General features: G+C 63.0%; 24 protein-coding genes. 20 read left to right on the plus strand and 4 right to left on the minus strand.

The features are described from left to right. Nucleotides 1-298 precede the first annotated feature (298 nt). Both ACQ4V8_RS19740 and ACQ4V8_RS19745 read right to left on the minus strand, forming a co-directional pair. A complete protein-coding gene (locus ACQ4V8_RS19740; protein WP_010401203.1) occupies nt 299-3418 on the minus strand; it encodes an efflux RND transporter permease subunit in 3120 nt (1039 codons plus the stop codon). Nucleotides 3419-3421: 3 nt separating this feature from the next. Continuing rightward, entirely contained in the window at nt 3422-4654 is a 1233-nt protein-coding gene (locus tag ACQ4V8_RS19745) for an efflux RND transporter periplasmic adaptor subunit (RefSeq protein ID WP_436572045.1), read from the minus strand. Between the two features lie 95 nt (nt 4655-4749). On the opposite strand from ACQ4V8_RS19745, the gene ACQ4V8_RS19750 reads away from it, so the two are divergent. Next, on the plus strand, nt 4750-4980 hold the full coding sequence (locus tag ACQ4V8_RS19750; protein ID WP_128089148.1) for a hypothetical protein: 231 nt from the start codon (nt 4750-4752) through the stop codon (nt 4978-4980). On the opposite strand, the gene ACQ4V8_RS19755 is transcribed toward ACQ4V8_RS19750, so the two are convergent. Further along, nucleotides 4977-5960 (minus strand): endonuclease/exonuclease/phosphatase family protein, encoded by a 984-nt coding sequence (locus ACQ4V8_RS19755; protein WP_436572046.1) that lies wholly within the window; start codon nt 5958-5960, stop codon nt 4977-4979. The genes ACQ4V8_RS19750 and ACQ4V8_RS19755 overlap by 4 nt on opposite strands. Before the next feature lie 37 nt (nt 5961-5997). Between ACQ4V8_RS19755 and ybaK the strand changes: the two genes are divergently transcribed. The 19 genes from ybaK (at nt 5998) to ACQ4V8_RS19850 (ending at nt 25125) form a co-directional block, all read left to right on the plus strand. After that, nucleotides 5998-6489 (plus strand): Cys-tRNA(Pro) deacylase, encoded by a 492-nt coding sequence (ybaK, locus tag ACQ4V8_RS19760; RefSeq protein ID WP_010401197.1) that lies wholly within the window; start codon nt 5998-6000, stop codon nt 6487-6489. Nucleotides 6490-6598: 109 nt separating this feature from the next. Beyond that, nucleotides 6599-7231: a glycerol-3-phosphate 1-O-acyltransferase PlsY gene (gene plsY / locus ACQ4V8_RS19765; RefSeq protein ID WP_436572047.1), complete on the plus strand. Its 633-nt coding sequence runs from the start codon at nt 6599-6601 to the stop codon at nt 7229-7231. 90 nt (nt 7232-7321) lie between these two features. Further along, on the plus strand, nt 7322-7987 hold the full coding sequence (locus ACQ4V8_RS19770; RefSeq protein WP_196855045.1) for a DsbA family oxidoreductase: 666 nt from the start codon (nt 7322-7324) through the stop codon (nt 7985-7987). Nucleotides 7988-8057: 70 nt separating this feature from the next. After that, a complete protein-coding gene (locus ACQ4V8_RS19775) occupies nt 8058-8348 on the plus strand; it encodes a DUF427 domain-containing protein (protein ID WP_010401194.1) in 291 nt (96 codons plus the stop codon). Between the two features lie 46 nt (nt 8349-8394). After that, nucleotides 8395-9354 (plus strand): DUF2157 domain-containing protein, encoded by a 960-nt coding sequence (locus ACQ4V8_RS19780; protein WP_436572048.1) that lies wholly within the window; start codon nt 8395-8397, stop codon nt 9352-9354. Further along, on the plus strand, nt 9351-10994 hold the full coding sequence (locus ACQ4V8_RS19785) for a GDYXXLXY domain-containing protein (protein ID WP_070346254.1): 1644 nt from the start codon (nt 9351-9353) through the stop codon (nt 10992-10994). The genes ACQ4V8_RS19780 and ACQ4V8_RS19785 overlap by 4 nt, the downstream gene beginning before the upstream one ends. A gap of 103 nt (nt 10995-11097) precedes the next feature. After that, on the plus strand, nt 11098-12342 hold the full coding sequence (locus ACQ4V8_RS19790) for a metal-dependent hydrolase (RefSeq protein WP_010401190.1): 1245 nt from the start codon (nt 11098-11100) through the stop codon (nt 12340-12342). A 105-nt stretch (nt 12343-12447) separates the two neighbouring features. Continuing rightward, entirely contained in the window at nt 12448-14199 is a 1752-nt protein-coding gene (locus ACQ4V8_RS19795) for a cation:proton antiporter domain-containing protein (protein ID WP_010401188.1), read from the plus strand. Nucleotides 14200-14291: 92 nt separating this feature from the next. Next, a complete protein-coding gene (locus tag ACQ4V8_RS19800) occupies nt 14292-15200 on the plus strand; it encodes an ion transporter (RefSeq protein WP_010401187.1) in 909 nt (302 codons plus the stop codon). A gap of 166 nt (nt 15201-15366) precedes the next feature. Continuing rightward, nucleotides 15367-16347, plus strand: a complete 981-nt coding sequence (locus ACQ4V8_RS19805; RefSeq protein ID WP_010401186.1) for a 3-oxoacyl-[acyl-carrier-protein] synthase III C-terminal domain-containing protein — start codon at nt 15367-15369, stop codon at nt 16345-16347. 10 nt (nt 16348-16357) lie between these two features. Next, nucleotides 16358-17395 (plus strand): NAD-dependent epimerase/dehydratase family protein, encoded by a 1038-nt coding sequence (locus tag ACQ4V8_RS19810; protein ID WP_196855051.1) that lies wholly within the window; start codon nt 16358-16360, stop codon nt 17393-17395. Further along, nucleotides 17388-18218: an MBL fold metallo-hydrolase gene (locus ACQ4V8_RS19815; protein ID WP_043462728.1), complete on the plus strand. Its 831-nt coding sequence runs from the start codon at nt 17388-17390 to the stop codon at nt 18216-18218. The genes ACQ4V8_RS19810 and ACQ4V8_RS19815 overlap by 8 nt, the downstream gene beginning before the upstream one ends. After that, nucleotides 18215-19528: a F390 synthetase-related protein gene (locus ACQ4V8_RS19820; protein WP_436572049.1), complete on the plus strand. Its 1314-nt coding sequence runs from the start codon at nt 18215-18217 to the stop codon at nt 19526-19528. Before ACQ4V8_RS19815 ends, ACQ4V8_RS19820 begins: the two co-directional genes overlap by 4 nt. Then, nucleotides 19525-20169: a phosphatase PAP2 family protein gene (locus tag ACQ4V8_RS19825; RefSeq protein ID WP_436572050.1), complete on the plus strand. Its 645-nt coding sequence runs from the start codon at nt 19525-19527 to the stop codon at nt 20167-20169. Before ACQ4V8_RS19820 ends, ACQ4V8_RS19825 begins: the two co-directional genes overlap by 4 nt. Then, the gene (locus ACQ4V8_RS19830; RefSeq protein ID WP_082261036.1) at nt 20166-21281 is read left to right on the plus strand and encodes a sterol desaturase family protein; all 1116 of its coding nucleotides are present in this window, start codon (nt 20166-20168) and stop codon (nt 21279-21281) included. The genes ACQ4V8_RS19825 and ACQ4V8_RS19830 overlap by 4 nt, the downstream gene beginning before the upstream one ends. After that, a complete protein-coding gene (locus ACQ4V8_RS19835) occupies nt 21278-22393 on the plus strand; it encodes an acyl-CoA desaturase (RefSeq protein WP_436572051.1) in 1116 nt (371 codons plus the stop codon). The genes ACQ4V8_RS19830 and ACQ4V8_RS19835 overlap by 4 nt, the downstream gene beginning before the upstream one ends. Nucleotides 22394-22460: 67 nt before the next feature. After that, complete coding sequence (locus ACQ4V8_RS19840) at nt 22461-23024, plus strand: GbsR/MarR family transcriptional regulator (RefSeq protein ID WP_436572052.1); 564 nt, start codon at nt 22461-22463, stop codon at nt 23022-23024. Then, on the plus strand, nt 23021-23665 hold the full coding sequence (locus tag ACQ4V8_RS19845; protein WP_436572053.1) for a DUF4166 domain-containing protein: 645 nt from the start codon (nt 23021-23023) through the stop codon (nt 23663-23665). Before ACQ4V8_RS19840 ends, ACQ4V8_RS19845 begins: the two co-directional genes overlap by 4 nt. Continuing rightward, complete coding sequence (locus tag ACQ4V8_RS19850; RefSeq protein ID WP_010401174.1) at nt 23662-25125, plus strand: TIGR01777 family oxidoreductase; 1464 nt, start codon at nt 23662-23664, stop codon at nt 25123-25125. Before ACQ4V8_RS19845 ends, ACQ4V8_RS19850 begins: the two co-directional genes overlap by 4 nt. Nucleotides 25126-25343: 218 nt before the next feature. Here the strand turns inward: ACQ4V8_RS19850 and tsaD are convergent, their stop codons facing one another. Then, nucleotides 25344-26384, minus strand: a complete 1041-nt coding sequence (gene tsaD / locus ACQ4V8_RS19855; protein ID WP_436572054.1) for a tRNA (adenosine(37)-N6)-threonylcarbamoyltransferase complex transferase subunit TsaD — start codon at nt 26382-26384, stop codon at nt 25344-25346. Nucleotides 26385-26529: the final 145 nt, after the last annotated feature.

Raw genomic sequence — 26529 nt, forward strand, 5'->3', positions numbered from 1 at the left:
GGGCAGCAGGCGGTAACGCTGGAACGATGAGGAGGGAAGTGGCGGCGAATGGGTATCGCCGCTGGTAAAACCGCACCTTGCCACGGGCAAGGCGGGCGTAATGCGCGCGTCTTGCCTAAGGCCGATCGTCGATGGTCAATCGACTACTGTCACTGGAACAAGCACCCACGAGTTACTCCATATCATTGATAACGGGGAACAGTCTAGCCAGTGGGGCCGTTTGCGTCAACTGAAGCTCTCTTCAGGCAGCCGCCGCGCCGTCCCCGCCAATGCGGGGACGCTGAAGGCGACTGGTACATCAGTGAGCGTGCGCTTTGCCGTCGTCGGCGGATTCAGCATGCTCGCCGCCGCTGCCACCGAAAAAGCGTGCGGCGCGCTTGCCCAGGCTATCGAGGTAGGTGTAGGCGACGGGCACCACCACCAGCGTCAAGAGGGTCGAGGTGATGACGCCACCGATGACGGCGCGGCCCATCGGCGCCTGCGATTCGCCGCCGTCGCCCATGCCGATGGCCATCGGCAGCATGCCGAAGACCATCGCCAGGGTGGTCATCAGGATGGGGCGCAAGCGCACTTGTCCCGCTTCCATCAGCGCCTCGAATTGCCCCAGTCCTTCGCGCTGGCGCTGGTTGCTGAAGTCGACCAGCAGGATCGCATTCTTGGTCACCAGGCCCATCAGCATGATGAAGCCGATGACGGAGAAAATGTTCAGAGTGCTGCCCGTAATGAGGAGGGCTGCCAGCACGCCGATCAAGGACAGCGGCAGCGACACCATGATGGCGATCGGCTGCAAAAAGCTGCCAAATTGCGACGCCAGTACCAGGTAGATGAAGATCACGGCGATGCCCAGCGCCATCATCGCGCCGCCCATGGTCTCGGCCATCTGCTGCGCATTGCCGGCCACATCGAAGCGCACGCCTGCCGGCAGGTCGATGGACTTGATGGCTTTCTGCACGTCGGCGTCGACGTCGCCGGCAGGACGACCCTGCACGCCAGCATAGATGGCGACGCGGCGTTGCAAGGCCTGGCGTTTCAACACCTGTGGACTGGACGACGGCACGAACTGCACCACCTGGCGCAGTGGAATCATGACCGGCTTGCCGTTTGCGTCGAGCTTGCTCGACGCCAGCGACAGGTCGGCCAGGTCGGCCACTTTTTGCCGGCCCGACTTGGGCAGTTGTACGTTGACGTCATAGTTTTGCCCGTCGCTGGCCAGCCAGTGGCTGACCGTATCACCGGCCACGAATGGACGCAGGGCATTGCCTATCTGCTGCACCGACAATCCCAGGTCGCTGGCCAGTTCGTTGTTGATCTTCACGGTGGTTGACGGGTTGGCGCCTTCCTGGCTGTATTCCATGTCGGCCAGGCCCTTGATGCTGCGCATCTTGTCCATCAGGTTGTGCGCCACAGCATCGAGCTTGCCTTCGTCCGTGCCCAGGATGGCGATGAAGATGGGGCGGTTGCCCACCGACAGGGTGATGCCGGCAATCGGCGCCAGGCGTTCGCGGATCAGCTTTTCCAGTTCCTGCTGCGAGCGCCGCTTGTGCGTCTTGATATCTGTCAGCTTCAGGTTAACCTCGGCCGCGTTGCGTCCATCCGGCGTGCCGATGTTGGCCGCCACGCTGTCGATCTCGGGAAACTCCCGCAGCGCCGCTTCTACCTGGCGCACCTTGCTGTCCGTGTATTCGAGGCTGGAGCCGACGGGCGTCTTGAAGCGCAGGTTGATCCAGCCCTGATCCGTTTCCGGGAACATCTCGCCGCCTATCATGGGGACGAGCATCAGGCTGCCCACGAACAGTGCCATGGCCGTGGCCAGGGTCGTCTTGCGCCAGCGCAGCGCCACTTTCAATACCTTGCCGTAGCAGACGTGCAGGCGGTCGATGCCTGTCTCTAACCAGGCCATGAAGCGGCCCAGCCACGGTGCGTATTTAAAGCGGTCCTTGACAGGGTCGCGCCAGACCGACGACAGCATCGGATCGAGCGTGAAGCTGACGAACAGCGACACCAGCACGGCGACGGTGACGGTGATGCCGAACTGCAGGAAGAAGCGGCCGATGATGCCGTCCATGAAGGCCACCGGTACAAACACGGCGACGATGGCGAACGTGGTGGCCATCACGGCCAGGCCGATTTCATTGGTGCCGTCGTTGGCCGCCTTGTAGTGATTTTTCCCCATGCCCAGGTGGCGCACGATGTTTTCGCGCACCACGATGGCGTCATCGATCAAGAGGCCGATGCACAAGGACAGCGCCATCAGGGTCAGAAAATTCAGCGTGAAGCCGAAGGCCTTCATGGCGATGAAGCTGGCCAGCACGGAGATCGGCAGGGTCAAGCCGGTGATGATGGTCGAGCGCCATGAGTGCAGGAACAGGAAGACGATCACCATGGTCAGCACGGCGCCCTCGATGATGGTGCGCTTGACGTTATTGAGCTGACTTTGCACGCGCTCCGATTCGTCGTCCAGTACGCGCAGCTTGATGTCCGATGGCAGCGTCTTTTGCAGATCCGCCGCCACTTTCAGGATGCCGGTGCCCACTTCGACCACATTGGCATCTTGTACCTTGGTGATTTCGATGGTCACGGCCTGCTGGCCGTTCATGCGCGAGATCGACAGCTCTTCTTGCTCGCCGTCGACGACGCTGGCCACCTGGTCCAGGTAGATGGGGCCGATGGCGCGGCGTGCCACGATGATTTTGCCGAATTCGCGCGCATCCTTGATCTTGCCTTCGACGCGCACCAGTTGTTCGCTCGCGCCATGGCTGATGGAACCGGCCGGCAGGTTGGTATTCGTGGCCTGGATGGCGCGTATGACTTCATCGACGCCGATGCCCTGGGCATTGAGTTCGGTCGGCTTCATGCTGATGAGGATCTGACGCGCGCGCAGGCCGCGCAGCTTGACTTGCCCCACGCCGGCCACGCCCTGGAAGCGTTTGCTGATGATCTGCTCCGTCAAGGTCGACAGCGAACGCAGGTCATGCCCGCTTGAGGTCAGCACGATGGTGGCGATGGGGCGCTCATTGTCGCCCTCGGCGCGCGCGATGAACGGGTCCTTGGCTTCTTTCGGGAAGCGCGGACGCACCATGGCGACCTTGTCGCGCAAGTCCTGCATGGCCTTGTCCATATTCGTCGACAGCTCGAATTCCAGGTACACGCCGGCGCGTCCTTCCCACGAGTTGGCGCGAATGGTCTTGATACCGCTGACGGTATTGACGGCATCTTCGATGGGGCGCGTGATATCGTTTTCTACCGCCTCGGGCGAAGCACCAGGGTAATTGACTTCAATGGCGGCGAATGGAAATTGCACGCTGGGCATGCTTTCCACGCCCAGGCCCCGGTAGGAAAAGATGCCCAGCACTACCAGCGCCACCATGACCATGGTGGCGAAGACGGGATTTTGAATACTGACTTTGGTCATCCACATGGCTTAATCCTTGCGTGCCAGTACGGCCGCCGGCGCGGCGGGCGTGCCTGGCTGTGCGGCGAAGGTCACGCTGTGTCCCGGTTTGACGCCATCGAGCCTGGCGACGATGACTTTGGCACCCGCCACCAGGCCGGACCTCACTTCCGCATAGCCTTCTTCGTCGTTGCGCAAGCCCAGAGTGACGGGCTGTGCCACCACCTTGTTGTTGACCAGCGCATACACCACGGGGCCCTGTTTTTCATCGCGCACGGCCGTCAGCGGTACCAGCGGCGCCACGATTGATCGTTCGGTAACGATGCTGCCCTTGGCGAACATGCCACCGCGCAACGCACTATCGCCATTGTCGACGGCGATGTAGACCAGCATGGCGCGCGAGCCGCTCTCGGTGGTCGGATTGATGCGCGTGACCTTGCCGGCAAAGTCGCGCGCGCCGAAGCCGTCGACCTTGAAGTGCACGTCCTGGCCCAGTTTGATGCGGGGAATTTCGGCGCTGGGCACGGGCGCTTCCAGGGTCAGCTGTGCCAGGTTGACGATGGTATAGACGGGCATGTCTGGCGATACTTTTTCGCCTGCCTGCAGATGGCGCTTGCTGACGATGCCGGCCATCGGTGCGCGTATTACCGCGTCGGCCAGCGCGATGCGGGCGATATCGAGCATGGCGGCGGCGGACTTGACGCTGGCGCGCGCCAGGTCGACCGAGTTTTGCGTGGTGTCGTAGGCCGTCTGCGAAATGTATTTTTGCTTCAGCAGTGCCTGGCTATTCGCTTCATTCTTGGCCGCCATGGACAGGCGCGCCTGCGCTTCGTCCAGCATGGCTTGCTGTTGCGTCAGGCGGGCGCGCAGGTCGGCCGCATCCAGGCGCACGAGGATTTGCCCCTTGGCCACTTGCTGGCCTTCCTGCAAGGTTGTTTCCTCGATCACGCCGGAGACCTTGGCCTTGATGGTGGCCTGGGTCACGGGCGTCAGCGAACCGGCCAGCGGCAGGCTGATGCTCAGCGCGCGCGCATTGATGGCGGCGACGTCGCCCTGCGCCAGTTCATGCACGGGCGTCTTGAGCTGTTCCTTCTTTTTACTCGCTTGCAATTGGGCATCCTTGGCCGCTTGCTGCTTCAATTGCATGACCGTCCAGCCGCCGCCGGCCAGAGCCAGTACGAGCAGGATCAGTAGCGCGGTGCGCCAGCGCCTGCGGCGTGTGGTGGCAAGGAGAGAGGCGGGGGGCAGGGTCTCGTTTTTCATAGTTTGTTTAGTCAGGAGCGGCGCGGGGCTTGGCGCCAGGTCTCGGTGCGGACCCGGCCTGTCGCGAGCCGGGGGAATTCGGGTAGCGCATCACCGTGGCGGCCGCAGGCAGCACGCCTGCCGCTGCGGCCGTTCACGGCGATGCGCATGTTGCCACTTTAGGAAGATTCAAGTCTGGCCGCCATCGCCGTGCGACAGATTGCACAAAATCGGGGCTGGAATGCAAAAAACGGCGACTAAAGACCACTGCCGGCATGGATGCCGCGCGCATCACGCTGCTTGCGCTGGGCGACGTGGTGACATCAGTCATTGCATTGATTGATTAATTAATGTTTCCCAGCAGCTTAATGCGCGCCAGCACCTGGCCATGGTCCGATGCGTGCGGCAGGTCCAGCAGCAAATGGTCATTGAGGCAGCTCACTTCCTGCACCACGCCGATGGCGCGCGGTGAGGCGGCGTGGAAATGTTCGGACACGAGTATGTGGTCGATCGTCATATAGGTGCTGTTGTGGATATTCGTGTAACCCACGTGGCGCACGGCATCCTGGCGCAACTGGATGGCGTTGGCATCGTACAGGCGCGCGCGCATTTCCGGCATCTCACCATGGGCGTCGCACGGCGCTCCCGTTCCCATGACGATGGAGGTGGTGACGGCATTGGCGATGTCATTGAAGTCGCCCAGTACGATGCGCGGACGGCCGCTGCGACCCAGTTCGCTTGCCAGCACGCGCAGGGCCACCGCTTCCGCGCCGCGCCGCTGCAGCGAACGCAGCTCGGCCAGCGCGTAGGCGGCCGCGCTGGCATCGCCCTGGCGGTAATCGGGCCGGCGCGATTTCAAATGCACCACGACGACGTCGGTGAGTTGCCCTCCGGGCAAGTGCACCTGCACGTGCAACGGTGCGCGGGCAAAACGGTCATTGTTGTCAGCGGCGGCATGGCTGTCGGCAGACACGGTCACACCGGGGGGGAAGTTTTCCCAGGCGACACCAGCGCCGGCCAGCGGCAGCCGCGACACCAGCGCCACCGTGGGTAGCATGCGTCCTGCCGCATCGAACGTATCGTAGCCGGCCAGGGTGGCGTCGCGGTAGTGGCGCGTGCGCGACAGCACGTCGCGCAGGGCCGCTATTGAGAAAATTTCCTGGAAACCGATCACGTCGGCGTCGAGCAGATCGATTTGCCGCGCTGTCCACTCCGCCTTGGCCTCGTATTGCGCCGGGCTTAACGGTTCCAGGTTGTCATATAATTTCTCCCCGGCCGGGGCCAGGTTGCAGACATTGAATGTGGCAAAGCGGATTTCTTCCTGCATAATTAGTACTCCTCACTGAACGATCAGCGTATCACGCATGGCTAAAAAAGAGCATATTTCCGAAACTCAGGCGACGCAGCTGCTGCGCAAGCATCAGGTTTCCTTTGAAGAACACCCGTATCCCTACGAGGAGCACGGCGGCACCAGCGTCTCGGCACGCGAGCTGGGGGTGGCGGAACATGCTGTCATCAAGACCCTGGTGATGCAGGATGAGGCGGCGCGGCCGATGATCGTGCTCATGCATGGCGATTGCAAGGTATCGACCAAAAACCTGGCGCGTGGCATCGGCTGCAAGTCCGTCGAGCCGTGCAAGCCCGAGGTGGCGCAGCGCCATTCCGGCTACATGATAGGGGGCACGTCGCCCTTCGGCACCAGGAAGGCCATGCCCGTGTACGTGGAGCAATCGATTCTGGCGCTCGAACGTATCTATATCAATGGCGGGCGGCGCGGTTTTCTCATTTCGCTGGCGCCACAGGTGCTGCTCGATTTGCTCAAAGCCAAGCCGGTGCAGTGCGCGTTGCAGGATTAAGAAAACCATACACTGCCCTGTCCCTGGACTGAGCGCTGGTGTATATTCTGCTGCGCCAGCCTTGATGCTGATGTTAAAAATACAATAAAGGGAAGAAATGAATCCACTAATGACGACTGTGGCAATGACAGTGGCCGCTTACTTGCTCGGCTCGATATCGTTTGCCGTGGTGATGAGCAAGGTTTACGGCATTGCCGATCCGCGCACCTATGGCTCGAAAAATCCGGGTGCTACCAACGTGCTGCGCAGTGGCAACAAGGGCGCCGCCATCATGACCCTGCTGGGCGACGGCGCCAAGGGCTGGCTGGCCGTGTTCCTGGCCGACCATTTTGCCAGCGCGCTGGGCGTGGGTGACATGGCCGTGGCGCTGGTCGCCATCGCTGTCTTCCTCGGCCATTTGTGGCCCGTGTTCTTCCGCTTCGTCGGCGGCAAGGGCGTGGCCACGGCCCTCGGTGTGTTGCTGGGTATTAATCCATGGCTGGGCCTGGCGACCCTGGCGACCTGGCTGATCATTGCCTACGCCTTTCGTTACTCTTCGCTGGCAGCTCTGGTGGCAGCGCTGTTCGCGCCGTTTTATTATGGCTTGCTGTTCGGCATCGATCCCATCTTGCTGGCAGTTGTCGTCATGAGCGTATTGCTGGCTTACCGCCACAGCCAGAACATCGCGAACTTGCTCTCTGGTAAGGAAAGCAAAATTGGCGGCAAGAAGGACGCCGCCAAGGTGCCTGCGAAGAAGAAGTAAAATACCGGGGTCAGGCCCGTCGGGTCTGACCCGCAACCTTGCGCCGCCGCGCGGTGCGGCCGCCACCGAATCGCGCAAAGGCTGTCGACCATGAGTTCCATTCCCGCCACACCCACTGCCATCCGTATCGACTTCGTTTCCGACGTTTCCTGCCCCTGGTGCGTGATTGGCTTGAAAGCGCTGGAACAGGCGCTGGACACATTGCACGGTACCGTCCAGGCCGAGATCCACTTCCAGCCCTTCGAACTGAACGCCAATATGCCGCCGGAAGGCGAGGATATCAGCGAACACATCGCCCGCAAATACGGCTCCACTGCGGAACAGATGGCGCAATCGCGCGAAGCGATCCGCGTGCGCGGCGAGCAGCTGGGCTTTACCTTTGCCATGGACCAGCGCGGCCGCATCTACAACACCTTCGATGCGCACCGTTTGCTACACTGGGCCCAGATCGAGGGGCGCCAGAAAGCACTCAAGATGGCCCTCTTCGATGCCTATTTCACGCAAGGCCAGAACCCTTCGTCACACGAACTGTTGCTGGCCGTGGCCGGCCAGGCGGGCTTGGACAGCGTGAAGGCAGCCGAGGTGCTGGCGTCCGATGCGTATGCAGACGAGGTGCGCGCACAGCAGCAGTTCTACCAGCAGAACGGCATCAACTCGGTACCCGCCGTCATCATCAATGAGCGCCACCTGATTTCCGGCGGCCAGCCGCCCGAAGTGTTTGAGCAAGCCTTGCGCCAGATCATCGCCGGTACCTGAATGGGGCGCCAACGGCGCGCGCCATGACAGACTTTTTGCGCTACACTCGTTGTAAAGGGAGGATAGTCAAATGCCAACAGCCAGCTGGAACGGTGCCGTCATCGCGCACGCTACCGACGATCAGGTGCAAATCGTTGAAAACAATGTGTATTTTCCTTTGTCCAAGGTGAAGCAGGATTACCTGCGTCCCAGTAGCCACAGCAGCAGCTGCCCATGGAAGGGCACGGCCAGCTATTACGACCTTGTCGTCGATGGCCAGACGAATGCCAACGCGGCCTGGTATTACGCCCAGCCCAAGGATGCCGCCAAGCAAATTGCCGGCCACGTCGCCTTTTGGCGCGGCGTGAGTGTTGAGCGTTGAGCGTTGACGTATTGCATAGTCAATAAAAACCAGCAGAAAGCAGACGATGGATTTACGCCTCGCCGTGTATCAACTCGCCTCGAAATATGCGCTCGATGCCCAACAAAGCCGGCAGTTGCAGGAAGCGGCCGGTTTCCAGCGCGCCCCCGCACGCCTGGCTTACTGGCTGCCGCGCGGTGTGGCTGTGCTGGGCGCCGCGCTGCTGGGCATGGGCTTGATCTGCTGGGTCGCCGCCAACTGGGACACCTTGGGCCGCACGGGCCGTTTTGCCCTGCTGCAAGGCATGTTTGTTGCCGCTTGCGTGGGCGCCTTCGCTTCGCCCAAGGCGCGCGTGCCCTTGCTGCTGCTGGCCTTGCTGGCCATCGGCGGCCTGTTCGCGTATTTCGGCCAAACCTATCAGACCGGCGCCGATCCATGGCAGCTGTTCGCCCTGTGGGCCGCGCTGGCGCTGCCCCTGTGCCTGGTGGCGCGCAGCGACGTGCTGTGGACGCCGTGGATGCTGGTGCTGGCCACGGCCACCGCCCTGTGGATGCAGGCGCACGCGCACCACAGCTGGCGCATCGATGCCAGCGATCTGTCCATCTTCATCAGCGGCTGGCTGGCCATGCTGGCCGCCTGTGCGTTTGTCTCGCCGCTGCTGGCACGCTGGACGGGGGCTGGCCATTGGGCCTTGCGCCTGGGCCTGGTGCTGGCCACCATTCTCATTAGCGGCACGGCCGTCAGCGCCCTGTTTGGCAGCGAGGTTGCATCGCCTTACTGGGCTGGACTGGGCTTGCTGGCCATCGCCGCAATCGTGCTGGCCACGCGCCAGTTGTTTGATGGTTTCTGCCTGAGCGCCGTCGCGCTGGGCGTCAATACCTTGCTGGTGGGCGGCCTGGCGCGCGCGCTGTTCATTGGCAGTGGCGATGGCACCGGCAGGCTGGTGATGCTGGGCTTGTTCGCGGCCGTGCTGCTGGCGCTGACCGTGCAAGGCATCCTGTGGCGCACGCGCCAGGGGGCAGCATGAAGCAGGCAAACCGCGCCGATGCGCTTGCGACCCTGATCGACGATGCCACGCGCGCCGGCTTGCTGCCGCCCGGCGCTGTCCGGCCGGTGCAGGACGTGCGGCCGTGGCCGCTGGTGCTGATGACGGCTTTCGGCGCCTGGCTGGCTGCCATTCCCCTGATGATTGCGTTGTGGGCGGGCCTGGAAAGCGTGTTGCGCCACGGTCCCGGCGCGTATGTCGTGGCGGGCAGCGTGCTGGTGGCGGCCGTGCTGCTGATCCGCATGCGCGGCGTGGCCTTGTTTGTCGAGCAGCTGGCCGTGCCCTGCCTGCTGGTGGGCGGCGGCTTGCTGGGCTACGCGCTGTTCCGCGACTATGCGACGCAGATTGCCCCGCTGCTGATGTGTCTGGCATGCCTGGTGGTGGCTGCTGCCCTGCCGCGCGACTGGCTACGCGTACTGCTGGGACTGTTCGCTTGCGGCTTGCTGGCCTTAGGCGTGAGCGACTCGATTTTGCACAATGATGCCACCGAGCTGTATATCGCCTGGATGCTGGCCCTGGCATGCTGGCTGGGTACCCACTGGCTGCAGAAGCAGGCTTTCAACGATGGCCGTGGCGCGCCCGTCGCCACCTTCCTGGAATCGCTGTCGACGGGGTGGGTATTGGCCATCTTGCTGGGCCTGGTCTTCTGGTCTGGCCTGACTTTCATGCTCGGCGGTGCCTTGGGCATGGGCCTTACTGGCGACGTGGTGCGCGAAGCGAGCTGGCGTCAAGCCGCTGCCTGGTATGCGCAAGCGTTGAATGGCGTCTCGCTCGTGCTGGCCATGGCGGCCGCTGCCTGGATGGGATGGCGTTGGCCGGCGTTGCGCCAGTTGCCCGCCATCGGCGTGGCGTTGGTGCTGATCGTGCTGGCGTGGTGCATGCCGGCGCTGGGCCCCGTGCTGCTGATCCTCGCGTATTGCCTGACGAGCGGGCGCTCGCGCGTTGCCGTGGCGGCCGCGCTGGCGGCGGCGTGGATACTCGGCAGCTTTTATTACCAGCTGGCCTGGCCGCTGGCCAGCAAGGCGACGCTGCTGGCCATGGCGGGCGCGCTGCTGTGCGCGCTGTCGTGGCTGGCTACGCGCGGCACGGTATTGCATCTGGTGCAAAACCCGCCAGCGGCCGCGCTGACCGAAACCCGCACCGTGCGCCTGGGCCTGCCGGTAGGCTTGCTGCTGGTGCTGTTGGTGGCCAATATCGGCATCTGGCAAAAAGAGCAGCTGATTGCCAAGGGCGCGCCTGTGTTCGTGGAACTGGCGCCCGTCGATCCCCGTTCGCTGATGCAGGGCGACTACATGCGCCTCAATTTCCAGGGCCTCGGCATCCTCAGCACCCTGGTCAGCGTGGACAGGGCAGCTGAGCGGCCCCGCGTGGTAGCTATGCGCGATGCGCGCGGCGTGGCAGAACTGCTGCGCCCGTACGCAAAAGAGGCGCTGGCGCCCGGCGAATTCCTGCTCGAACTGACGCCCAAGGGTGGGAGCTGGGTGCTGGTCAGCGATGCCTGGTTCTTCAAGGAAGGCGAGGCGGCGCGCTGGGAAAAGGCCCGCTATGGCGAGTTCCGCGTGCTGCCCGATGGCCGCGCCTTGCTGGTAGGCATGCGTGGGGAAGATTTACAGGCGCTGTAGACGCTTGATGTGAACAAACCCAATGGCAGAATCCGGGGGCGTGCCCTGAGGGTGCGCCCCCAGCCTTTGCTGTTGGGCCGGCTGCATCCTGTAAAATTGCCCGATGGATAATATTACGCACTCAGTCATCGGCCTCGGTGTCGGTGAACTGCTACACCGCAGCCTGCCGCCCGAGCCGCAAGCCCCTGCCCAGCGCACCCGGCGCGCGCTGTTTCTCTTTTCGGCCTGGTTTGCCAGCAACGCGCCCGACCTGGACCTGCTACTGACCACGCTGCTGCCGCGCCCGTTCGGTTATATGTTGCATCACCGCGGCCACACGCATACCTTGCTGCTGGCCTTGCCGCAGGCGCTGCTGTTGCTGGCCTTGCTGTGGCTGCTGTGGCCCGGTGCGCGCCGCTTGCTCAAGGACAGCGCCCCCGCCCGGCTGGGCCTGGCGGCCTGTCTGCTGCTGGGATTCTGTCTGCACATGGGTATGGATTTCCTCAATTCCTATGGCTTGCACCCGTTTTATCCCTTTAACAGCCGCTGGCTGTACGGCGACATGGTCTTCATCGTCGAACCCATGTTCTGGGTGTTGCTGGGCGTGCCCGTGATCATGTCCTTGCGCTACGGCATTGTCAAAAGCGTGCTGCTGGCAGGGTTGGCGGCGGCCCTGTGTTTCTTCACCTATAAAACCTATCTGGCGCCCGCCTCGCTGGCTTTCTTGCTGGCACTGGGCGTGCTCCTGGCCGTGCTGCAAGGGCGAGCCGGCGAACGGGGACGCGGAGCGCTGCTGCTGGCTTTCGCGCTGGCGGCCACCTTCATCGGCACGCAGGGCGTGGCCTCGGCCATCGGGCGCGGCCGCATCGAGGCGGCCGTGCAGCGCCTGGACCCCGGCACGCGCGTGTGGGATGTGGCGATGACGGCGTTTCCCAGCAGCCCGCTGTGCTGGATCTATGTTTCGCTCGACAGCAAGACCGATGTGTATACCTTGCGGCGCGGCACCTTGAGCCTGCTGCCCACCTTGCTGGCGCCTGCCGCCTGCCCGGCCGGCCTGGCCGAAACCAGCAAGCAGGGCCAGCAACTGGCACCCGGCATCGCCGTTGCCGTCCAGGCGCAAGGTAGCCTGTCCACCTTGCGCGCCTTGCAATCGGACAATTGCTATGCGGACGCCTGGTTGCGCTTTGCCCGTATGCCCAGATTGAAGGCGGACAAGCTGACGGATGTGCGTTTCAATCCCGGCATGTTGCCCAATTTTACGACCGTCGAACTGCAACAGTTCCATGGCCGAGCTTGTCCTGCCTACGTGCCGGGCTGGGAGCGCCCGCGTGCCGACATGCTGGCGCAGCCCGCTCATGGGGGTGAATAGAATAGATATTGCCTTACGGAAAAATATCGTCTGTGCACTTACTTTGCCGTGGCCGTCCATGCGACACTAGGCATTGAGCATTGATGTCATTAAGTTAGGATTATCTTGGAAGAGCAGCACGCCTTACCTTACTTGCGAGAAACCCTGCTGTTTCTCGCCCTGGCCGGGATTTTTATTCCGCTATTGCAACGCCTGAAAGTCAGCCAGGTGCTCGGCTTCCTGGCCGTCGGTGCCTTGTTCGGCCCTTTCGGCTTTGGCCTGTGGGCCGCTGAATTTAGCTGGCTGACGCATTTTTCCTTCGTGCGAGCCGAGCAGGTCAGCGGCCTGGCCGAGCTGGGCGTCATGTTCCTGATGTTCATGATCGGCCTGGAACTGTCGACGGAACGCCTGTGGGCGCTGCGGCGCTGGGTGTTTGGTGCTGGCGTGGGACAAGTGCTCGTCAGCGCCTGCCTGATCGGCGGCGTCGCGTATTACTTCGGCCTGTCGCTGGAAGCGTCCATCGTGCTGGGCCTGGTGCTGTCCTTGTCATCCACGGCGGTGGTGATGCAACTACTGACCGACCAGCGCACCTTGCAGACGCCGGCCGGGCAGGCCGGTTTTTCCCTGTTGATGTTCCAGGATTTGATGGTGGTGCCGCTCTTCATCCTGATCGACGTGTTCGCCAGCGGGCGCAGCGACGACTTGGCGTATCTGCTCAGCTTTGCAGTCTTGAAATCGGCGGGCGCCATCTTGCTGATCTATCTGCTGGGGCGCCGCGTGATCCGTCCGCTATTCCAGTTTTTCGTCAAGAAACGCCAGCCCGACGTCTTCATGGCCCTGACCTTGCTCAGCACCCTGGGCATCGCGGGATTGACGTACCTGGCGGGCCTGTCGATGGCGCTGGGCGCCTTGCTGGCCGGCTTGCTGCTGGCGGAGACGGAATTTCGCCACGAAGTGGAAGTGACGATCGAGCCCTTCAAGGGCTTGTTGATGGGCTTGTTCTTCATGTCGGTGGGCATGCAGATCGACGTGCGCGAAATCATCAAGTCACCGATTTTGATTCCCTTGGCCGTGCTGAGCCTGTTTGCGGTGAAAACCCTGGTCATCAGCGTGATTTTCCGCATTGGCCGCTTTCACTGGGGGCGCGCCGTGGAAACGGGCGTGCTGCTGGGGCAGGGCGGCGAATTTGCCTTTATCGTCGTCGCCTATGCGCTGGGCAAGAAGTTGGTCGACCCGCAGGTGGCGCAGTTCGTCATGCTGGTGGTGGGCCTGAGCCTGTTTGCCACGCCGGCGCTGGCGAAGGCGGCGCGCGCTTTCGGCAACTGGTGGGAAAAGCGCCACCAGCATCAACTGGCAGACCTGTCGCGCGGGGCGCTGCCGCCGCAGGGCAGCACCGTCATCATTGCCGGTTTCGGTCGCGTGGGGCAGTTGCTGGCAAAGGTGCTGACGGAGCACGATATCGCTTATGTGGCGATTGAAAATGATGCGCGCCTGGTGACGACCCTGCATCCGCGCGGCTTTCCCGTGTATTTCGGCGATGCCTCGCGCGCGGAACTGTTGCAAAAAGTCAACGCCGACCGCGCTGCCGCCGTGGTGCTGACGATGGACCATGCGGCCTCCGTGCTGCATGCCGTGAAATCGATACGCCGCGAGTATCCGTTGCTGCCCGTATTTGCGCGCGCCCGCGACGAGGCGCATGCGGTGGCCCTGATACAGGCGGGCGCCACCCTGGTCGTGCCCGAGGCGCTGGAATCGGCGCTGCAGCTGACGGCCACTGTGCTGCACACGGTAGGACTGTCGGAGGCGCGCACGGCAGACATCGTGCAAGCCGAGCGCGACCGGCGTAATGCGGTGCTGCTGGCGCAGAAGTTGTTGTAGTGTTGTCGTCGTGAAACTTGTCCGGCAAACTTGCGTGTCGCCATGCTCGTTCAATTATCTATACAATAATAGTCTATGAGTACACTATCGACATGAAAGCCGCGACGAAGCGTGGCGCGGCACCCTTGACGCCGCAGCAGCTGGCGGCGCAGGAAACGCAGCAAAAATTTGGCAAGCCCGAGCGGGGCTGGCGCGAGCAGGTGTACACCGTCATCTTCGAGGCGGAAACGCGCACGGGGCGTGCCTTCGACCTGCTGCTGATCGCCGCCATCCTGCTCAGCGTGACGGTAGTCGTGCTGAGCAGCATTGCCGCCATGGCAGAGCGCTATGGCGCCTGGCTGACGGCGCTGGAATGGTTTTTCACCATTTTATTTACCATCGAATACTGTGCCCGCCTGTCGTGCCTGAAGCATCCGGTACGCTACGCCAAGAGTTTTTTCGGCGTGATTGATTTACTCGCTATCGTGCCGACTTACATCGGCTTGCTGCTGCCGGGCGCGCATGTGCTGATCGATGTGCGTATTTTGCGCCTGCTGCGCATGTTCCGTATCCTCAAGCTCACGTCCTATGTGCATGAATACACGGTGCTGGGGCGGGCCTTGGTGGCGAGCCGGCGCAAGATCCTCATTTTCTTGTCTTTTGTCATGATGGTGGTCTTTCTGTTGGGTACTGTGATGTATGTCGTGGAAGGGCCGGATCACGGCTACAGCAGCATTCCCACGTCGATTTACTGGGCCATCAGCACCATGACCACGGTGGGTTTTGGTGATATCACGCCGCGCACCGATCCTGGACGCGCTATCGCCTCCCTGATGATGCTGCTCGGCTGGGGCATCCTGGCAGTGCCTACCGGCATTATCAGTGCCGAAATGACGGTACAGCGCAGTTCCAAGCTGGTCACCACGCGCACCTGCCCCACGTGCCTGAAAGAAGGGCTCGATGACGATGCCAATTTCTGCAAGAACTGCGGCGTTGATTTGCCGCCGCTGGTACACGATTAGTCCCGATTAATCTCGCCTGATGCCAGCGTAGCGAGCGCAGCTGAGTGCTTGCCGAGACGCGCAGCTGTGCGCATGCACGGTGAGCATCGCAGGCCATCAATCGCGCCGCGCAGTAGGCGGCATCAGGCGTTTTTGCGCTTTAGCGCACCAACTTATAAAAGCTGACATGATTCCAGTTCGCCTGATCGCGACGGGCAAAGCCGTTCCCTCGCATAGTGTGACCTCGGCAAGCCTGGACCTGAAATTGGGCCATCCGGCCGGCTACACCCTGCGCAAGAGCGGAGTGCTGTCGCGTTTTGTCGCCGCGCCCGATGAGTCGCAAAGCCAGCTTGGCGCCGCCGCCCTGCTCGACGCGCTGAAGAACGCCAGCCTGCGTCCGTCCGACATCGACTTGCTGATCTGTGCCTGCGGCGTGCCCGAGCAAGCTTTGCCCAACACCGCCTGTTTCATTGCCGAACACGCGCGATTGCCGTCAGGTACGCAAAGCTTCGACGTCAATGCCAGCTGCCTCAGTTTCATGGCCGCTTTCCGCGTGGCCGCCTCCATGCTGGCCGGCGGCGCCTACCGGCGCATCGCCATCGTCTCGTCCGACCTCGCCTCGCGCGGGGTCGACTGGAGCGAGCCGGAAGCGTCGATGATCTTTGGCGACGGCGCCGCCGCCGTCATCGTCGAGCGTGGTGACGGCAGCGCCGGCATCCGCGCCTACAAGATGGGCACGTATCCGGAAGGGCGGCGCTACTGCGAAATCCGCGGTGGCGGCACCGAGCGCAATCCGCGCAACGGCTGCGAACCGGGCGACTATCTGTTTCGCATGGATGGCAAGGCCGTGTTCCGCCTGGCCGTCAAGGTGATGCCAGATTTCCTTGCTGAACTCATGCAGGAATCGGGTGCCGGTCTGGAGCGCGTCGATGTGGTTGTGCCGCACCAGGCCAGCCCGCTGGGCCTGGCGCACGCGGCGCGTATCCTCGATGTCCCCGATGCTAAAATCATCAAGATATTTGAAACGCATGGCAACCAGGTGGCCGCGTCCTTGCCCACCGCCCTGCACGAGGCGGTGATGACGGGGCGGGCCGTGGCGGGCCAGCGTTTGTTGATGATGGGCACGGCCGCAGGCCTGACCATCGGTGCCATGATTCTTGATCTGTGAAGGTAATGTGATGAGGCGGATACTGGTCACGGGAGCGACGGGCGGGCTGGGGCGCAATGCCGTGCGTACCCTGCTGGCGCAGGGGGTGGAAGTGCGCGCCACCGGCCGTAACGTCGCCGTGGGACGCGAACTCGAACGAATGGGCGCGCAATTCGTCGCGCTCGACCTGGCGCAAGCATCGCCGCGCCAGGTCGATGAGCTGGTGCGTGGCATGGACACTGTCTGGCATTGCGCCGCGCTGTCGTCGCCGTGGGGCCCCGAGTGCGATTTCATCGCCGCCAACGTCACGGCCACGGGCCAGCTGCTGCGCGCGGCCGCCAGCGTGCACGTGGCGCGCTTCGTGCATATTTCCACGCCGGCCATGTATTTCGATTATCGCAACCGTTACGAGGTACCGGAAACCTTCCGCCCCGACACTTTCGTCAACGCCTATGCGCGCTCCAAGGCGATGGCGGAAAAGCTGGTGCAGGAGTCGGTGGACCGTCATCGCGCCATGACGTGCGTGATCCTGCGCCCGCGCGCCATCTTCGGCCCGCACGACCAGGTGCTGATCCCGCGTCTGGCGCGCGTGCTGCAGGCGCGCGGCGGCAAGCTGCCACTGCCCAGGGGCGGTGCGGTCAGCATCGATGTCACCTATGTCGACAACGTCGTGCACGCGATGTGGCTGGCCACCGTGCACAAGAACATCGTTTCGGGCGCCGCCTTCAATATTACGAACGGCGAACCGGCGCGCCTGTGCGACATTTTGCGCAGCCTGTTTTGCGAGCATCTGCAGCAGCCGTTCGAGATCGTTAGCGTGCCATATCGCGTGCTGGCGCTGCTTGCCCGTCTGATGCAGTTCACTGCGCGTTTTACGCGGCGCGAGCCTGCTCTCACGCCCTACAGCGTCGGCGCGCTCAGTTTCGACATGACGCTCGATCATGCCAAGGCGCGCAAGGTACTCGGCTACCGTCCCATCGTCAGCCTGCAAGAAGGCATCGCCTTGACGGCCCAGTGGATGCGCCAGGAAGCGGCCGCGCAGCAGGTGGGCAAGGAACGCAATGGCTAGTATCACTGCGTTTCGCGTTGGCCACTGCAGCCACCCGTCCTGCATGGTCTTGAAAGGCAGCGGGCTGGCCAGCCGTTGCTTCCCCTCGCGCGCCTACCTGATCGAAACGCGCGCTGGCCTGTACCTGTGGGATACCGGTTACGCCGAACACTTCCGCGCCGCCACGGCGAAGGGCGTGTACCGGATGTATGCGTGGGTGACGCCGATTTCTTTCGACGAGAATGAATCGCTGCGGGGCCAGTTGCGCGCGCATGGCGTAGTGCCCGGCGATATCCATACCCTGCTGCTGTCGCACTTTCACGCCGACCATATCGCCGGCCTGCGCGACTTTCCTGGCGCGCGGCTGATGGCGTCAAAAGTCGGCTGGGACGCCGTGCGCCGCCTGTCCGGCGTTGCTGCCGTGCGCCAGGCCTTCGTGCCCGAACTGCTGCCAGACGATATCGCCGAGCGCCTGGCTTTTGTTGAAAGCGTGCCCGAGTCGGCCTTGCCGGCGTCCCTGTTGCCGTTTACGCACGGGCGCGACGTCAGTGGCACGGGCGAAATTTACATCGTCGACTTGCCCGGCCACGCCATCGGCCATCTCGGCGCCTTCGTGCTGCAGGAGGGCGGCTGGACCTTGCTGGCGTCGGACGCGGCCTGGGTGCCGGAAAGCTTCCAGCAACTGCGCGGGCCGTCGGAGTTGTCGTTTATCATCCAGCATAAGCGCGCGCCGTATTACGCGACCCTGAAGCGCTTGCATCAGTTGCACCAGTCGGGGAATGCGCAGATCCGCATCACGCATGAAGATACGCTCGACTATTTGCCTGTGGCGGGCCGCCCGTGAAGCGCATCGTCTGGCTGTTATTGTCGTACTGGCGCACGCGCCGCCTGCGCTTTGCCGACCGCACGCAGCTGGAAAGTTACCAGCAGCAGCAACTGGCGCGCTTCATCGACACCCTGTGCGCGCGCAGCCGCTACTTTGCGCCTTACCGCAGCTTGCCCCTGGCGCAGTGGCCATTCATGAACAAGGCGCTGATGCTTGAGCATTTCGATGCCATGAACACGGCAGGCATCACCCTGGCGCAGGCGATGGCCGCAGCCATGGCCGCCGAGCATAGCCGCGATTTCACGCCCGCCGTGGGCGACATCACCGTGGGCCTGTCATCGGGCACCTCGTCGCGCCGCGCCGTGTTTACCGTCAGCCCCCGCGAAAAGGCCCAATGGGCGGGTGTGATGCTGGCCAAGGCGCTGCCCGAGGGCCTGTTTTCCGGCGAAAGAGTCGCCCTGTTCCTGCGCGCGAACAGCAATCTGTATACGGCCGTGCGCTCGCCGTGGCTCACGTTTGCCTTCTACGATCTGTTTCAACCGTTCGACAGCCTGTGCGCGCAGCTGGCGCGCTATCAAGCAACTGTCATCGTCGCGCCGGCCCAGGTGCTGCGCCAGCTGGCCTTGCGCGTCATCGATGGCAGCCTGGCGCTGGCGCCAAAAAAAGTCATCTCGGTTGCCGAAGTGCTGGAAGCGCAAGACCGCGCGCTGATCGTGCAGGCGTTCGGCGCCGTGCATGAAATCTACCAGGCCACCGAGGGTTTTCTGGCCAGCAGCTGCGAACACGGCGTGCTGCACCTGAACGAGGAATTTGTGCACATCGAACCGCAATGGCTCGACGCTGAAGAACGTCGTTTTGTGCCCGTGATTACGGACTTTACGCGCATCACGCAGCCCATCGTGCGCTACCGCCTCGATGACATCCTGCTCGCGCGCGCCACGCCATGCCCGTGCGGCCGCGCCACGCGCGCCATCGCCGGCATCGAAGGGCGCTGTGATGATATGCTGTTGTTGCCATCACTACCATCCATGTTATCGACGAACGGTGGCGCCCCAGTTGCCGTGTTTGCCGACGTGCTGACGCGCGCCTTCGCGCAAGCCTTGCCAGCAGATGCCGACTACCGCCTGGTGCAGCAGGGCGAGAGCGCCTTGCAACTGCATGCGGCCCTGGACGCCGCCGGCCTGGCCGCCTTGCGCGAACACCTGGCAGCAGTGCTGCGCGGGCTGGGCGTGGCGGTCGAGGCCCTGGCCTGGACGATGAGCAGCGAACTGCCTCCGTTTGACCCCAGCATGAAACGGCGTCGCATCCGGCGCCTTGCGAGCGCATGAATTCCACTGCCACGTGCATGACGCTGCACAGCCGTCTGCTGCACCTGCTGGCCGGCTGGGGCAGCGTCGGCCTCGTGTATTTTTCCAGCGATCTGCTGCAAGGGCCGGGCATGCTGCTGCCCGAGACGGCGCTTGACCGCGCCATTGCCTACAGCGACGCCGCCATCTGGCTGTACCTATCCTTCTTCATACTGATCCCGTACGCTTACCTGGTGGCCGATGCCGCCCGCGTGCGCTGGCTGGCGCGCGCCATGGCGCTCTGTGCGCTGGCCTGCGGCGTAGTGTTCCTGCTGTACCCGAGCACTCTCGTGTATCCGCCCGTGGGTGACGGGAATGCCTGGAGCACGCAGGCACTGCGTATGTTGCAGGCGGCGGACTCCACGCAAAACTGCCTGCCATCGCTGCATGGCGCCCTGACACTGCTGTGCGTGTGGGCCTTGTGCGACAGGCGCCACCTGCTGCGCTGCGCGCTGGCCGTGCTGCTGGGGATCAGCATTTGCTATGCGATCATCGCGCTGCGCCGGCATGTCAGCATCGACCTGGCCGCCGGCCTGGCCGTGGGCTTGGCCGCCGGCATGCTGGCGAAAATGCCGCTATTCTGGTCTGCCCGCCGCACCATTTCCAGTCAAACCGTATCATGATGAATCCCTTTGCCCTCTCTTTCCTTGTCATGCTGGCCTGCGTGCTGGCCGAACTGCTGATTCTAAAATGGCTGCGCCAGACGCCGGTGCCGTGGAAAGACGTCATTTTCAACCTCAATTCCGGGCATATATTGATGTGGGTGTTCCGTGGCGTGGAATTGGCCGCGTTTGCTTTGCTGCTGCGCCATGTGAACCTGCATATCGTCGACCAGTGGCCCGTGGCCGCGCAATGGGGCTTCGCCTTTTTTGCCTGGGACCTGTGCTTTTACTGGATGCACCGGCTGCACCATAAAATCCCCCTGCTGTGGGCCGTGCACGTGGTGCACCATCAGGGCGAGCATTTCAACCTGTCGCTGGGCGTGCGCAATTCCTGGTATTCGTCGCTGACGAATTTCCCCTTCATCGCCATCCTGGCCGTGCTGGGCCTACCGCTGGAAATCTTCCTCGTCGTCTCGTCCCTGCATTACACGGTGCAGTTGTATAACCACAATGCGCTGGTCAATAAATCCGGCATCCTCGACAAGTTCATGGTCACGCCCTCGCACCATCGCGTGCATCACGGCACCGACAAGCGCTACCTCAATCGCAATTTCGGTGGCACCCTGCTGCTGTGGGATAAGCTGTTCGGCAGCTTCCAGCCCGAACTTGCGGGCGTGGAAATGCGCTATGGCGTGAAAGGCATGACGGCCACGCATAATCCCCTGTTAGCCAGTAATGGAAAATTATTTGGCTGGCTGCGCGCGCGCTTTCCCCACTGCCAGTCGCGCGCTACCTTTCACGTGCCCGAGCTGTTCATCGGCATTGGCGGCGTGATTTTGTTTGGCCTGGTGATCCATTACGTGAACCACGAAGCGGCGCTGGCTGGCGCACAGCAAGCGATCCTGTTCGCGCTGATCTTCGCCGGCACGCTGGCGCTGGGCGGCCTGTCGGATGCACGGCGCTGGGGCGCCATCGCCTGGGTGTTCATCGCCTTGGTCATGCCGCTGCTGTTCCTCGGCTGGTACGGCGCACGCGATGCCTGGGGCATGGCCTGCCTGGCCGCGCTGCTGGTGCATGGTCTCGATGGCGCGCGCCGCCTGTGGTGGCCGGCAGTGACGGGGACGCGCGCGTGACGCCTGTGCCTCCCTTGCCGCCGTTGCGCTTCCAGCGCGCACGCGACTCCGCCTTGCGCCGCGAACTGCGCGCGCGCGCCGACGCCTATCTGGCAGACGAAGGAAAACACCGCTTTGGCGACCTGCGCATGCATGCGAAAGCGGTCTTCCTGGCCGTGCTGACGATATCGTTGTATGTACTGGCGCTGCGCGCTGACAGCATCATGGGCTTTGTCTGCAGCTATGTCGCCTGCCTGGTCACGGCCATGGCGCTGGCCATGAATACCCTGCACGACGCGGCCCACAGCGCCGTCTTTCGCCAGGGACGCCTGAACCGCATCCTGATCCGCCTGGTGGGCTTGCCTGTGGGCGTGGACACGGATTTCTGGACCATCCGCCACGTGCACTTTCATCATACTTATGCCAACGTGGAAGGCTATGACCTCGACACGCAGCCTAACCCCTTCCTACGCCAGACGCCTTACCAACGCTGGTCGCCGCAGTACCGCTATCAATACCTGTACTGGCCCGTGGTGGCGGCCCTGTCGCTGCCTTATTTGAACTGGTATGGCGACTGGCTGGACCGCTTCGGCAAGACGCCCGTGGCGGCGCACAGCCGCTTGCAGGGCTGGCGCGGCTGGCGCTCTTTCCTGGGCTGGAAGCTCGGTCACGTGGCGCTGGTGCTGGCGCTGCCCATGTGGGTGCTGCAGCAGCACGGCATGGGTTGGGGCGTGGTGCTGGGCGCGTATTTCGTCGGCCAGATGATCGCCTCGTGCGCTCTGGTGGCGCTGATACTGGGCACGCACTGGGCCGAAGTGGCATTCTTCCAGCCGGGCGCGGACGGCACCCTGCCGCACGACTGGTACCAGCATACGTTTTACACAGCCTGCGACTGGACGCCGCAACCGCGCCGCCTGCGCTGGCTGGGCTACTGGCTGGGCGGCCTGAATCTGCACCTGACGCACCACCTGTTTCCCACCTGGAACCACCGCCACTACCCGGCGCTGGCGCGCATCATCGCCGAGCTGGCGCCGCGCCATGGCTTGGTCTACCGCGAACTCAGTTATGCCCAGCTGCACGCTTCGCAGCAGCAATTCCTGCGCGCCATGGGCCAGCGGCCCGCCAAGTTATGATGAATCGTGCTTGACTCGGTTTCTGTTTCGTCTTACATTTCTGTAGTGACAGAAATAAAGGAAAGCCATGGAACTGAGTCCAACCACGCAGAAGTATATTCTCCACTGGGGCGAAATGGGCACCCGCTGGGGCGTCAATCGCACGGTAGCGCAAATTCACGCGCTGCTGTTCCTGGCCAACGAAGCGCTGACGGCGGAAGATATCGCGGCCAGCCTGAACGTGGCCCGCTCGAACGTGAGCAATAGCTTGAAAGAATTGCAAAGCTGGGGCTTGGTGCGCATCACGCACGTATTGAAAGACCGGCGCGACCATTTTGTCGCCTTGCAGGATGTGTGGGCAATCTTCCGCGTCATCATGGAAGAGCGCAAGCGGCGCGAGATCGATCCCACCCTGACGGTGCTGCGCGAATGCGCGATCGAGGGCGAACAGGATGCGGCGATAGCGCCAGAGACGTTGGCGCGCATGGGCGAAGTGCTGGCCTTCCTGGAAATGCTCAGCAGTACTTACAGCGACTATAAAAACCTGCCACCGGCGACCTTGCAGCACATGCTGTCCATGGGCGGCAAGGTGGCCAAGTTCCTCAGTCCGGAAGACAAGCCAGGCAAGCCAAATAAGCCGGGGAACGCATGAACGCTCCATCCGAGGGAGAGCTGTTCAAAAAAGTGATGGGGACGCAGTGGCAGGCCCTGCATCCGGATATCCGCCGCCGCTTCGAGAAAAATCTCGTCCCAGGCCAGCCCCTGTATTATCGGGGCGAACTCAGTGAACTGACCAGCTCGCGCCTGGGCAAGGTGCTGGGCTGGCTCACGCGCCCCTTTATCGACGGCACCCTGATTCCGTATGACGATCATGACTTCCCTGTCGATATCGAAGTCTATTCGCACACCGCTTGTCCGTTCATCTTCAAGCAGCGCACCTACCACCTGCATGGTCGCGCGCCGATCCGCTTTACCTCCTACATGGCTGAAAGCGAGCGCGGCGAAGTGCTCGAATACGTGGGCATGGGCCTGGGCATGAAACTCGTGCTCCACGTCGAGGATGGCAATTTGCATTTCACCAGCGATGGCTATTTTTGGGAAATTTTCGGCTGGCGCCTGCCGCTGCCCGGCGTGCTCACGCCCGGCAAGACTTATCTGTCGCACCGTAACGATACGCCACAGCAGTTCAATATCCGCATCGAGATTCGCCACGCCCTGTTCGGCACGACGTTTACCCAGGTCGGCGTTTTTCGCGAAAGCGCGGCGCCCGCCCATCACAAGGAGATACCATGAATACGCATCTGCTGGCCCTGCAACTGATGGCGGCGCAAGGCTGCCTTGGCGCCTTTGACACCATCTACCACCATGAAATCACGGAGGCGCTGCCGCAAAAGACTTCGGCGCGCCGGGAATTGAGCATCCATGCCACGCGCGCCCTGATCTACAGCCTGCTGTTCCTGGGGCTGGCCGCCTGGGAATGGCATGGCGCCTGGGCTTGGGTGCTGGTGATCGTCTTTGGCGTAGAAATCGTGCTGACCCTGTGGGATTTTGTGGTGGAAGATAAAAGCCGCCTCTTGCCCGCCACGGAGCGCGTCACGCACACGCTGCTGGCGATTAACGCGGGCGCCTTCATCGTCCTGTTGGTCCTAAATAGCAGCCTATGGGCGAGCCTGCCGACGGCCCTCGTGTGGCAGCCGTATGGCTGGCTTAGCGTCTTCCTCGCGCTATGTGGCGTGGGTGTGGGCTTGTCCGGCCTGCGCGACGCGTATGCCGTGTGGCAGCTGGGGCGGCGCACAGTGCAGGAAACGGCAGAGCAAAAAGAGCAGCTGAGCTTTGCCACCGCGCCGCAGTCCGTGCTGGTGACGGGCGCCACCGGTTTCATTGGCCAGCAACTGGTGGCCGCCTTGCTGGCCGACGGCCACGCGGTGACGGTGCTGACGCGCCAGCCTAAGCAGGCCGCGTGGCGGTTCGACGGTCAGGTGCGCTGCATCACCGCGTTCGACGAGTTGCCCGCCACACAGCACATCGACATGGTGGTCAATCTGGCCGGCGCCCGCATCGTCGGGCTGCGCTGGACAGACGCGCGCAAGGCGGACCTGCGCCGCAGCCGCGTGGCGCTGACGCAGGACCTGGTGGCGTGGATCGCCCGCGCCCAGCACAAGCCGCGCGTGCTGCTGTCGGCGTCGGCCATCGGCTACTACGGCGTGCAGCCGCAGGGTGACGCGACCGAGCTTCATGAAGACAGCGCACCGCAAGCTATTTTCATGTCGCAGCTGTGTCAGGAATGGGAAGCGGCTGCGCGCCAGGCGCAGCAATATGGCGTGCAGGTCGGCTGCATGCGCTTGGGCCTGGTCTTCGGCCACCAGGGTTCGCTGCCGCAAATGCTGCTGCCGATACGCTTCGGCGCGGGCGGCCCGCTCGGCAGCGGCAAGCAATGGATGTCATGGGTGCATGTGCGCGATGTCATCCGCGGCATCGCCCACCTGGCGCGCCGCAGCGAACAGGGCGCGGTGAGCGGCGCGTATAACTTCTGCGCGCCAGAGGCCATCGAGCAGCGCCGCTTCGCCCAGGTGGCGGGCGCGGTGCTGCATCGCCCGAGCATCATGCCGACGCCCGCATTGCTCATGCGTGCCCTGCTGGGTGAACAAGCCGACCTGCTGGTGGAAGGCCAGCGCGTGGCGCCGCAGCGCATGCTGGGCGACGGCTTTGTCTTTCGCTATCCGCAGCTCGAAGGCGCACTGCGCAGCCTGTAGTGCGGCGTAGAGTGGAAGCATGGGTGGTGAATTCGCGTTCAATCCATGCCCCGCGCCAGCCATGCCGATGCCTTCGCCTGGCTGCAGGACTGGCTGCAGGACTTGCTGGCGCAGGCGTTCAACCGGCAGTTGGCGGGCGTCGACTAGAAGGATGAAACGCTGGTGGAGGGCGCGGCCCTGGCGGGCACGCGCAATTTCTTGCGGGAGTGAAGCGCCGATCAGATCTCGCGGATGTCGTCCAGTGGCCAGCGCGGGCGCACATTGAAGGAATAATCGTACTTGGCGGCCTGCGGGTTGATTTGCAGGCGCATGGCGCCGGCAAAGGCGATCATGGCGCCGTTATCGGTACAGAATTCCAGCTCCGGGTAATACACCTTGAAACGCTTCTTGGCGGCGGCCGCGTTGAGCGAGGCGCGCAGCTGCGCGTTGGCGCCCACGCCGCCGGCGATCACCAGGCGTTTCAAGCCCGTGTGCTTGAGGGCCGCCATGCATTTGGCCGTCAGCACGTCGACGATGGCGTCAACGAAGCCGCGCGCGATATTCGCCTTGTCCTGCTCGCAGATATTGGCGATGATTTTTTCTTCATGGTTTTTCACCACCGTCAGTACGGCCGTCTTCAAGCCCGAAAAACTGAAATTGAAGTCTTTCGAATGCAGCATCGGGCGTGGCAGTTTATACGCCAGCGGGTCGCCCAATTCGGCCAGGCGCGAAATGGCGGGGCCGCCCGGATAACCGAGGCCCAGCAGCTTGGCCGACTTGTCGAACGCTTCGCCGGCCGCATCATCGAGCGTTTCGCCCAACATCGTGTACTGGCCCACGCCATCGACGCGCATCAGCTGCGTATGACCACCCGACACCAGCAGCGCAATGAAGGGAAACTCGGGCGGCTCGGACGCCAGCAGCGGCGACAGCAGATGACCTTCCAGATGGTGGATGCCCAGTACCGGCTTGTTGATGGCCAGGCCCAGGCTGCAGGCGACGGAAGAACCGACCAGCAGCGCACCGGCGAGGCCCGGACCTTGCGTGTAGGCGATGGCGTCGATTTCGACCAGGCTGATGCCGGCCTTGGCCAGGGTTTCATCGAGCAGCGGGATGGCGCGGCGGATATGGTCGCGCGACGCCAGTTCCGGTACCACGCCGCCATATTGCTCGTGCATGGCCACTTGCGAATAGAGGGCGTGCGACAGCAGGCCGCGTTGCGTGTCGTACAAGGCCAGGCCGGTTTCGTCACAGGAGGATTCGACGCCAAGAACAATCATGAAGGTGCTAAGTAGGGAGGAGTAATCCGCCATTGTAAAGGAAAGCCGGGCAATCCACCGTGTGGCAGGCGCACCATTTCGGCGGCAGTGTGCACTTGCGCAGTGCGCAGCCGTACCGTTTTACTCCCTGTTTTTCCCATTATCT

The sequence above is a fragment of the Janthinobacterium paucivorans genome, from assembly GCF_051380805.1.
GTDB classification, from domain to species: Bacteria; Pseudomonadota; Gammaproteobacteria; order Burkholderiales; family Burkholderiaceae_D; genus Janthinobacterium; species Janthinobacterium lividum_D.

Coding starts and splice junctions, on each gene's coding strand:
- ACQ4V8_RS19740 (WP_010401203.1), bottom strand. CDS start 3,418: ATGTGGATGACCAAAGTCAGTATTCAAAATCCCGTCTTCGCCACCATG.
- ACQ4V8_RS19745 (WP_436572045.1), bottom strand. CDS start 4,654: ATGAAAAACGAGACCCTGCCCCCCGCCTCTCTCCTTGCCACCACACGC.
- ACQ4V8_RS19755 (WP_436572046.1), bottom strand. CDS start 5,960: ATGCAGGAAGAAATCCGCTTTGCCACATTCAATGTCTGCAACCTGGCC.
- ybaK (WP_010401197.1), top strand. CDS start 5,998: ATGGCTAAAAAAGAGCATATTTCCGAAACTCAGGCGACGCAGCTGCTG.
- plsY (WP_436572047.1), top strand. CDS start 6,599: ATGACGACTGTGGCAATGACAGTGGCCGCTTACTTGCTCGGCTCGATA.
- ACQ4V8_RS19770 (WP_196855045.1), top strand. CDS start 7,322: ATGAGTTCCATTCCCGCCACACCCACTGCCATCCGTATCGACTTCGTT.
- ACQ4V8_RS19775 (WP_010401194.1), top strand. CDS start 8,058: ATGCCAACAGCCAGCTGGAACGGTGCCGTCATCGCGCACGCTACCGAC.
- ACQ4V8_RS19780 (WP_436572048.1), top strand. CDS start 8,395: ATGGATTTACGCCTCGCCGTGTATCAACTCGCCTCGAAATATGCGCTC.
- ACQ4V8_RS19785 (WP_070346254.1), top strand. CDS start 9,351: ATGAAGCAGGCAAACCGCGCCGATGCGCTTGCGACCCTGATCGACGAT.
- ACQ4V8_RS19790 (WP_010401190.1), top strand. CDS start 11,098: ATGGATAATATTACGCACTCAGTCATCGGCCTCGGTGTCGGTGAACTG.
- ACQ4V8_RS19800 (WP_010401187.1), top strand. CDS start 14,292: ATGAAAGCCGCGACGAAGCGTGGCGCGGCACCCTTGACGCCGCAGCAG.
- ACQ4V8_RS19805 (WP_010401186.1), top strand. CDS start 15,367: ATGATTCCAGTTCGCCTGATCGCGACGGGCAAAGCCGTTCCCTCGCAT.
- ACQ4V8_RS19810 (WP_196855051.1), top strand. CDS start 16,358: ATGAGGCGGATACTGGTCACGGGAGCGACGGGCGGGCTGGGGCGCAAT.
- ACQ4V8_RS19815 (WP_043462728.1), top strand. CDS start 17,388: ATGGCTAGTATCACTGCGTTTCGCGTTGGCCACTGCAGCCACCCGTCC.
- ACQ4V8_RS19825 (WP_436572050.1), top strand. CDS start 19,525: ATGAATTCCACTGCCACGTGCATGACGCTGCACAGCCGTCTGCTGCAC.
- ACQ4V8_RS19830 (WP_082261036.1), top strand. CDS start 20,166: ATGATGAATCCCTTTGCCCTCTCTTTCCTTGTCATGCTGGCCTGCGTG.
- ACQ4V8_RS19840 (WP_436572052.1), top strand. CDS start 22,461: ATGGAACTGAGTCCAACCACGCAGAAGTATATTCTCCACTGGGGCGAA.
- ACQ4V8_RS19845 (WP_436572053.1), top strand. CDS start 23,021: ATGAACGCTCCATCCGAGGGAGAGCTGTTCAAAAAAGTGATGGGGACG.
- ACQ4V8_RS19850 (WP_010401174.1), top strand. CDS start 23,662: ATGAATACGCATCTGCTGGCCCTGCAACTGATGGCGGCGCAAGGCTGC.
- tsaD (WP_436572054.1), bottom strand. CDS start 26,384: ATGATTGTTCTTGGCGTCGAATCCTCCTGTGACGAAACCGGCCTGGCC.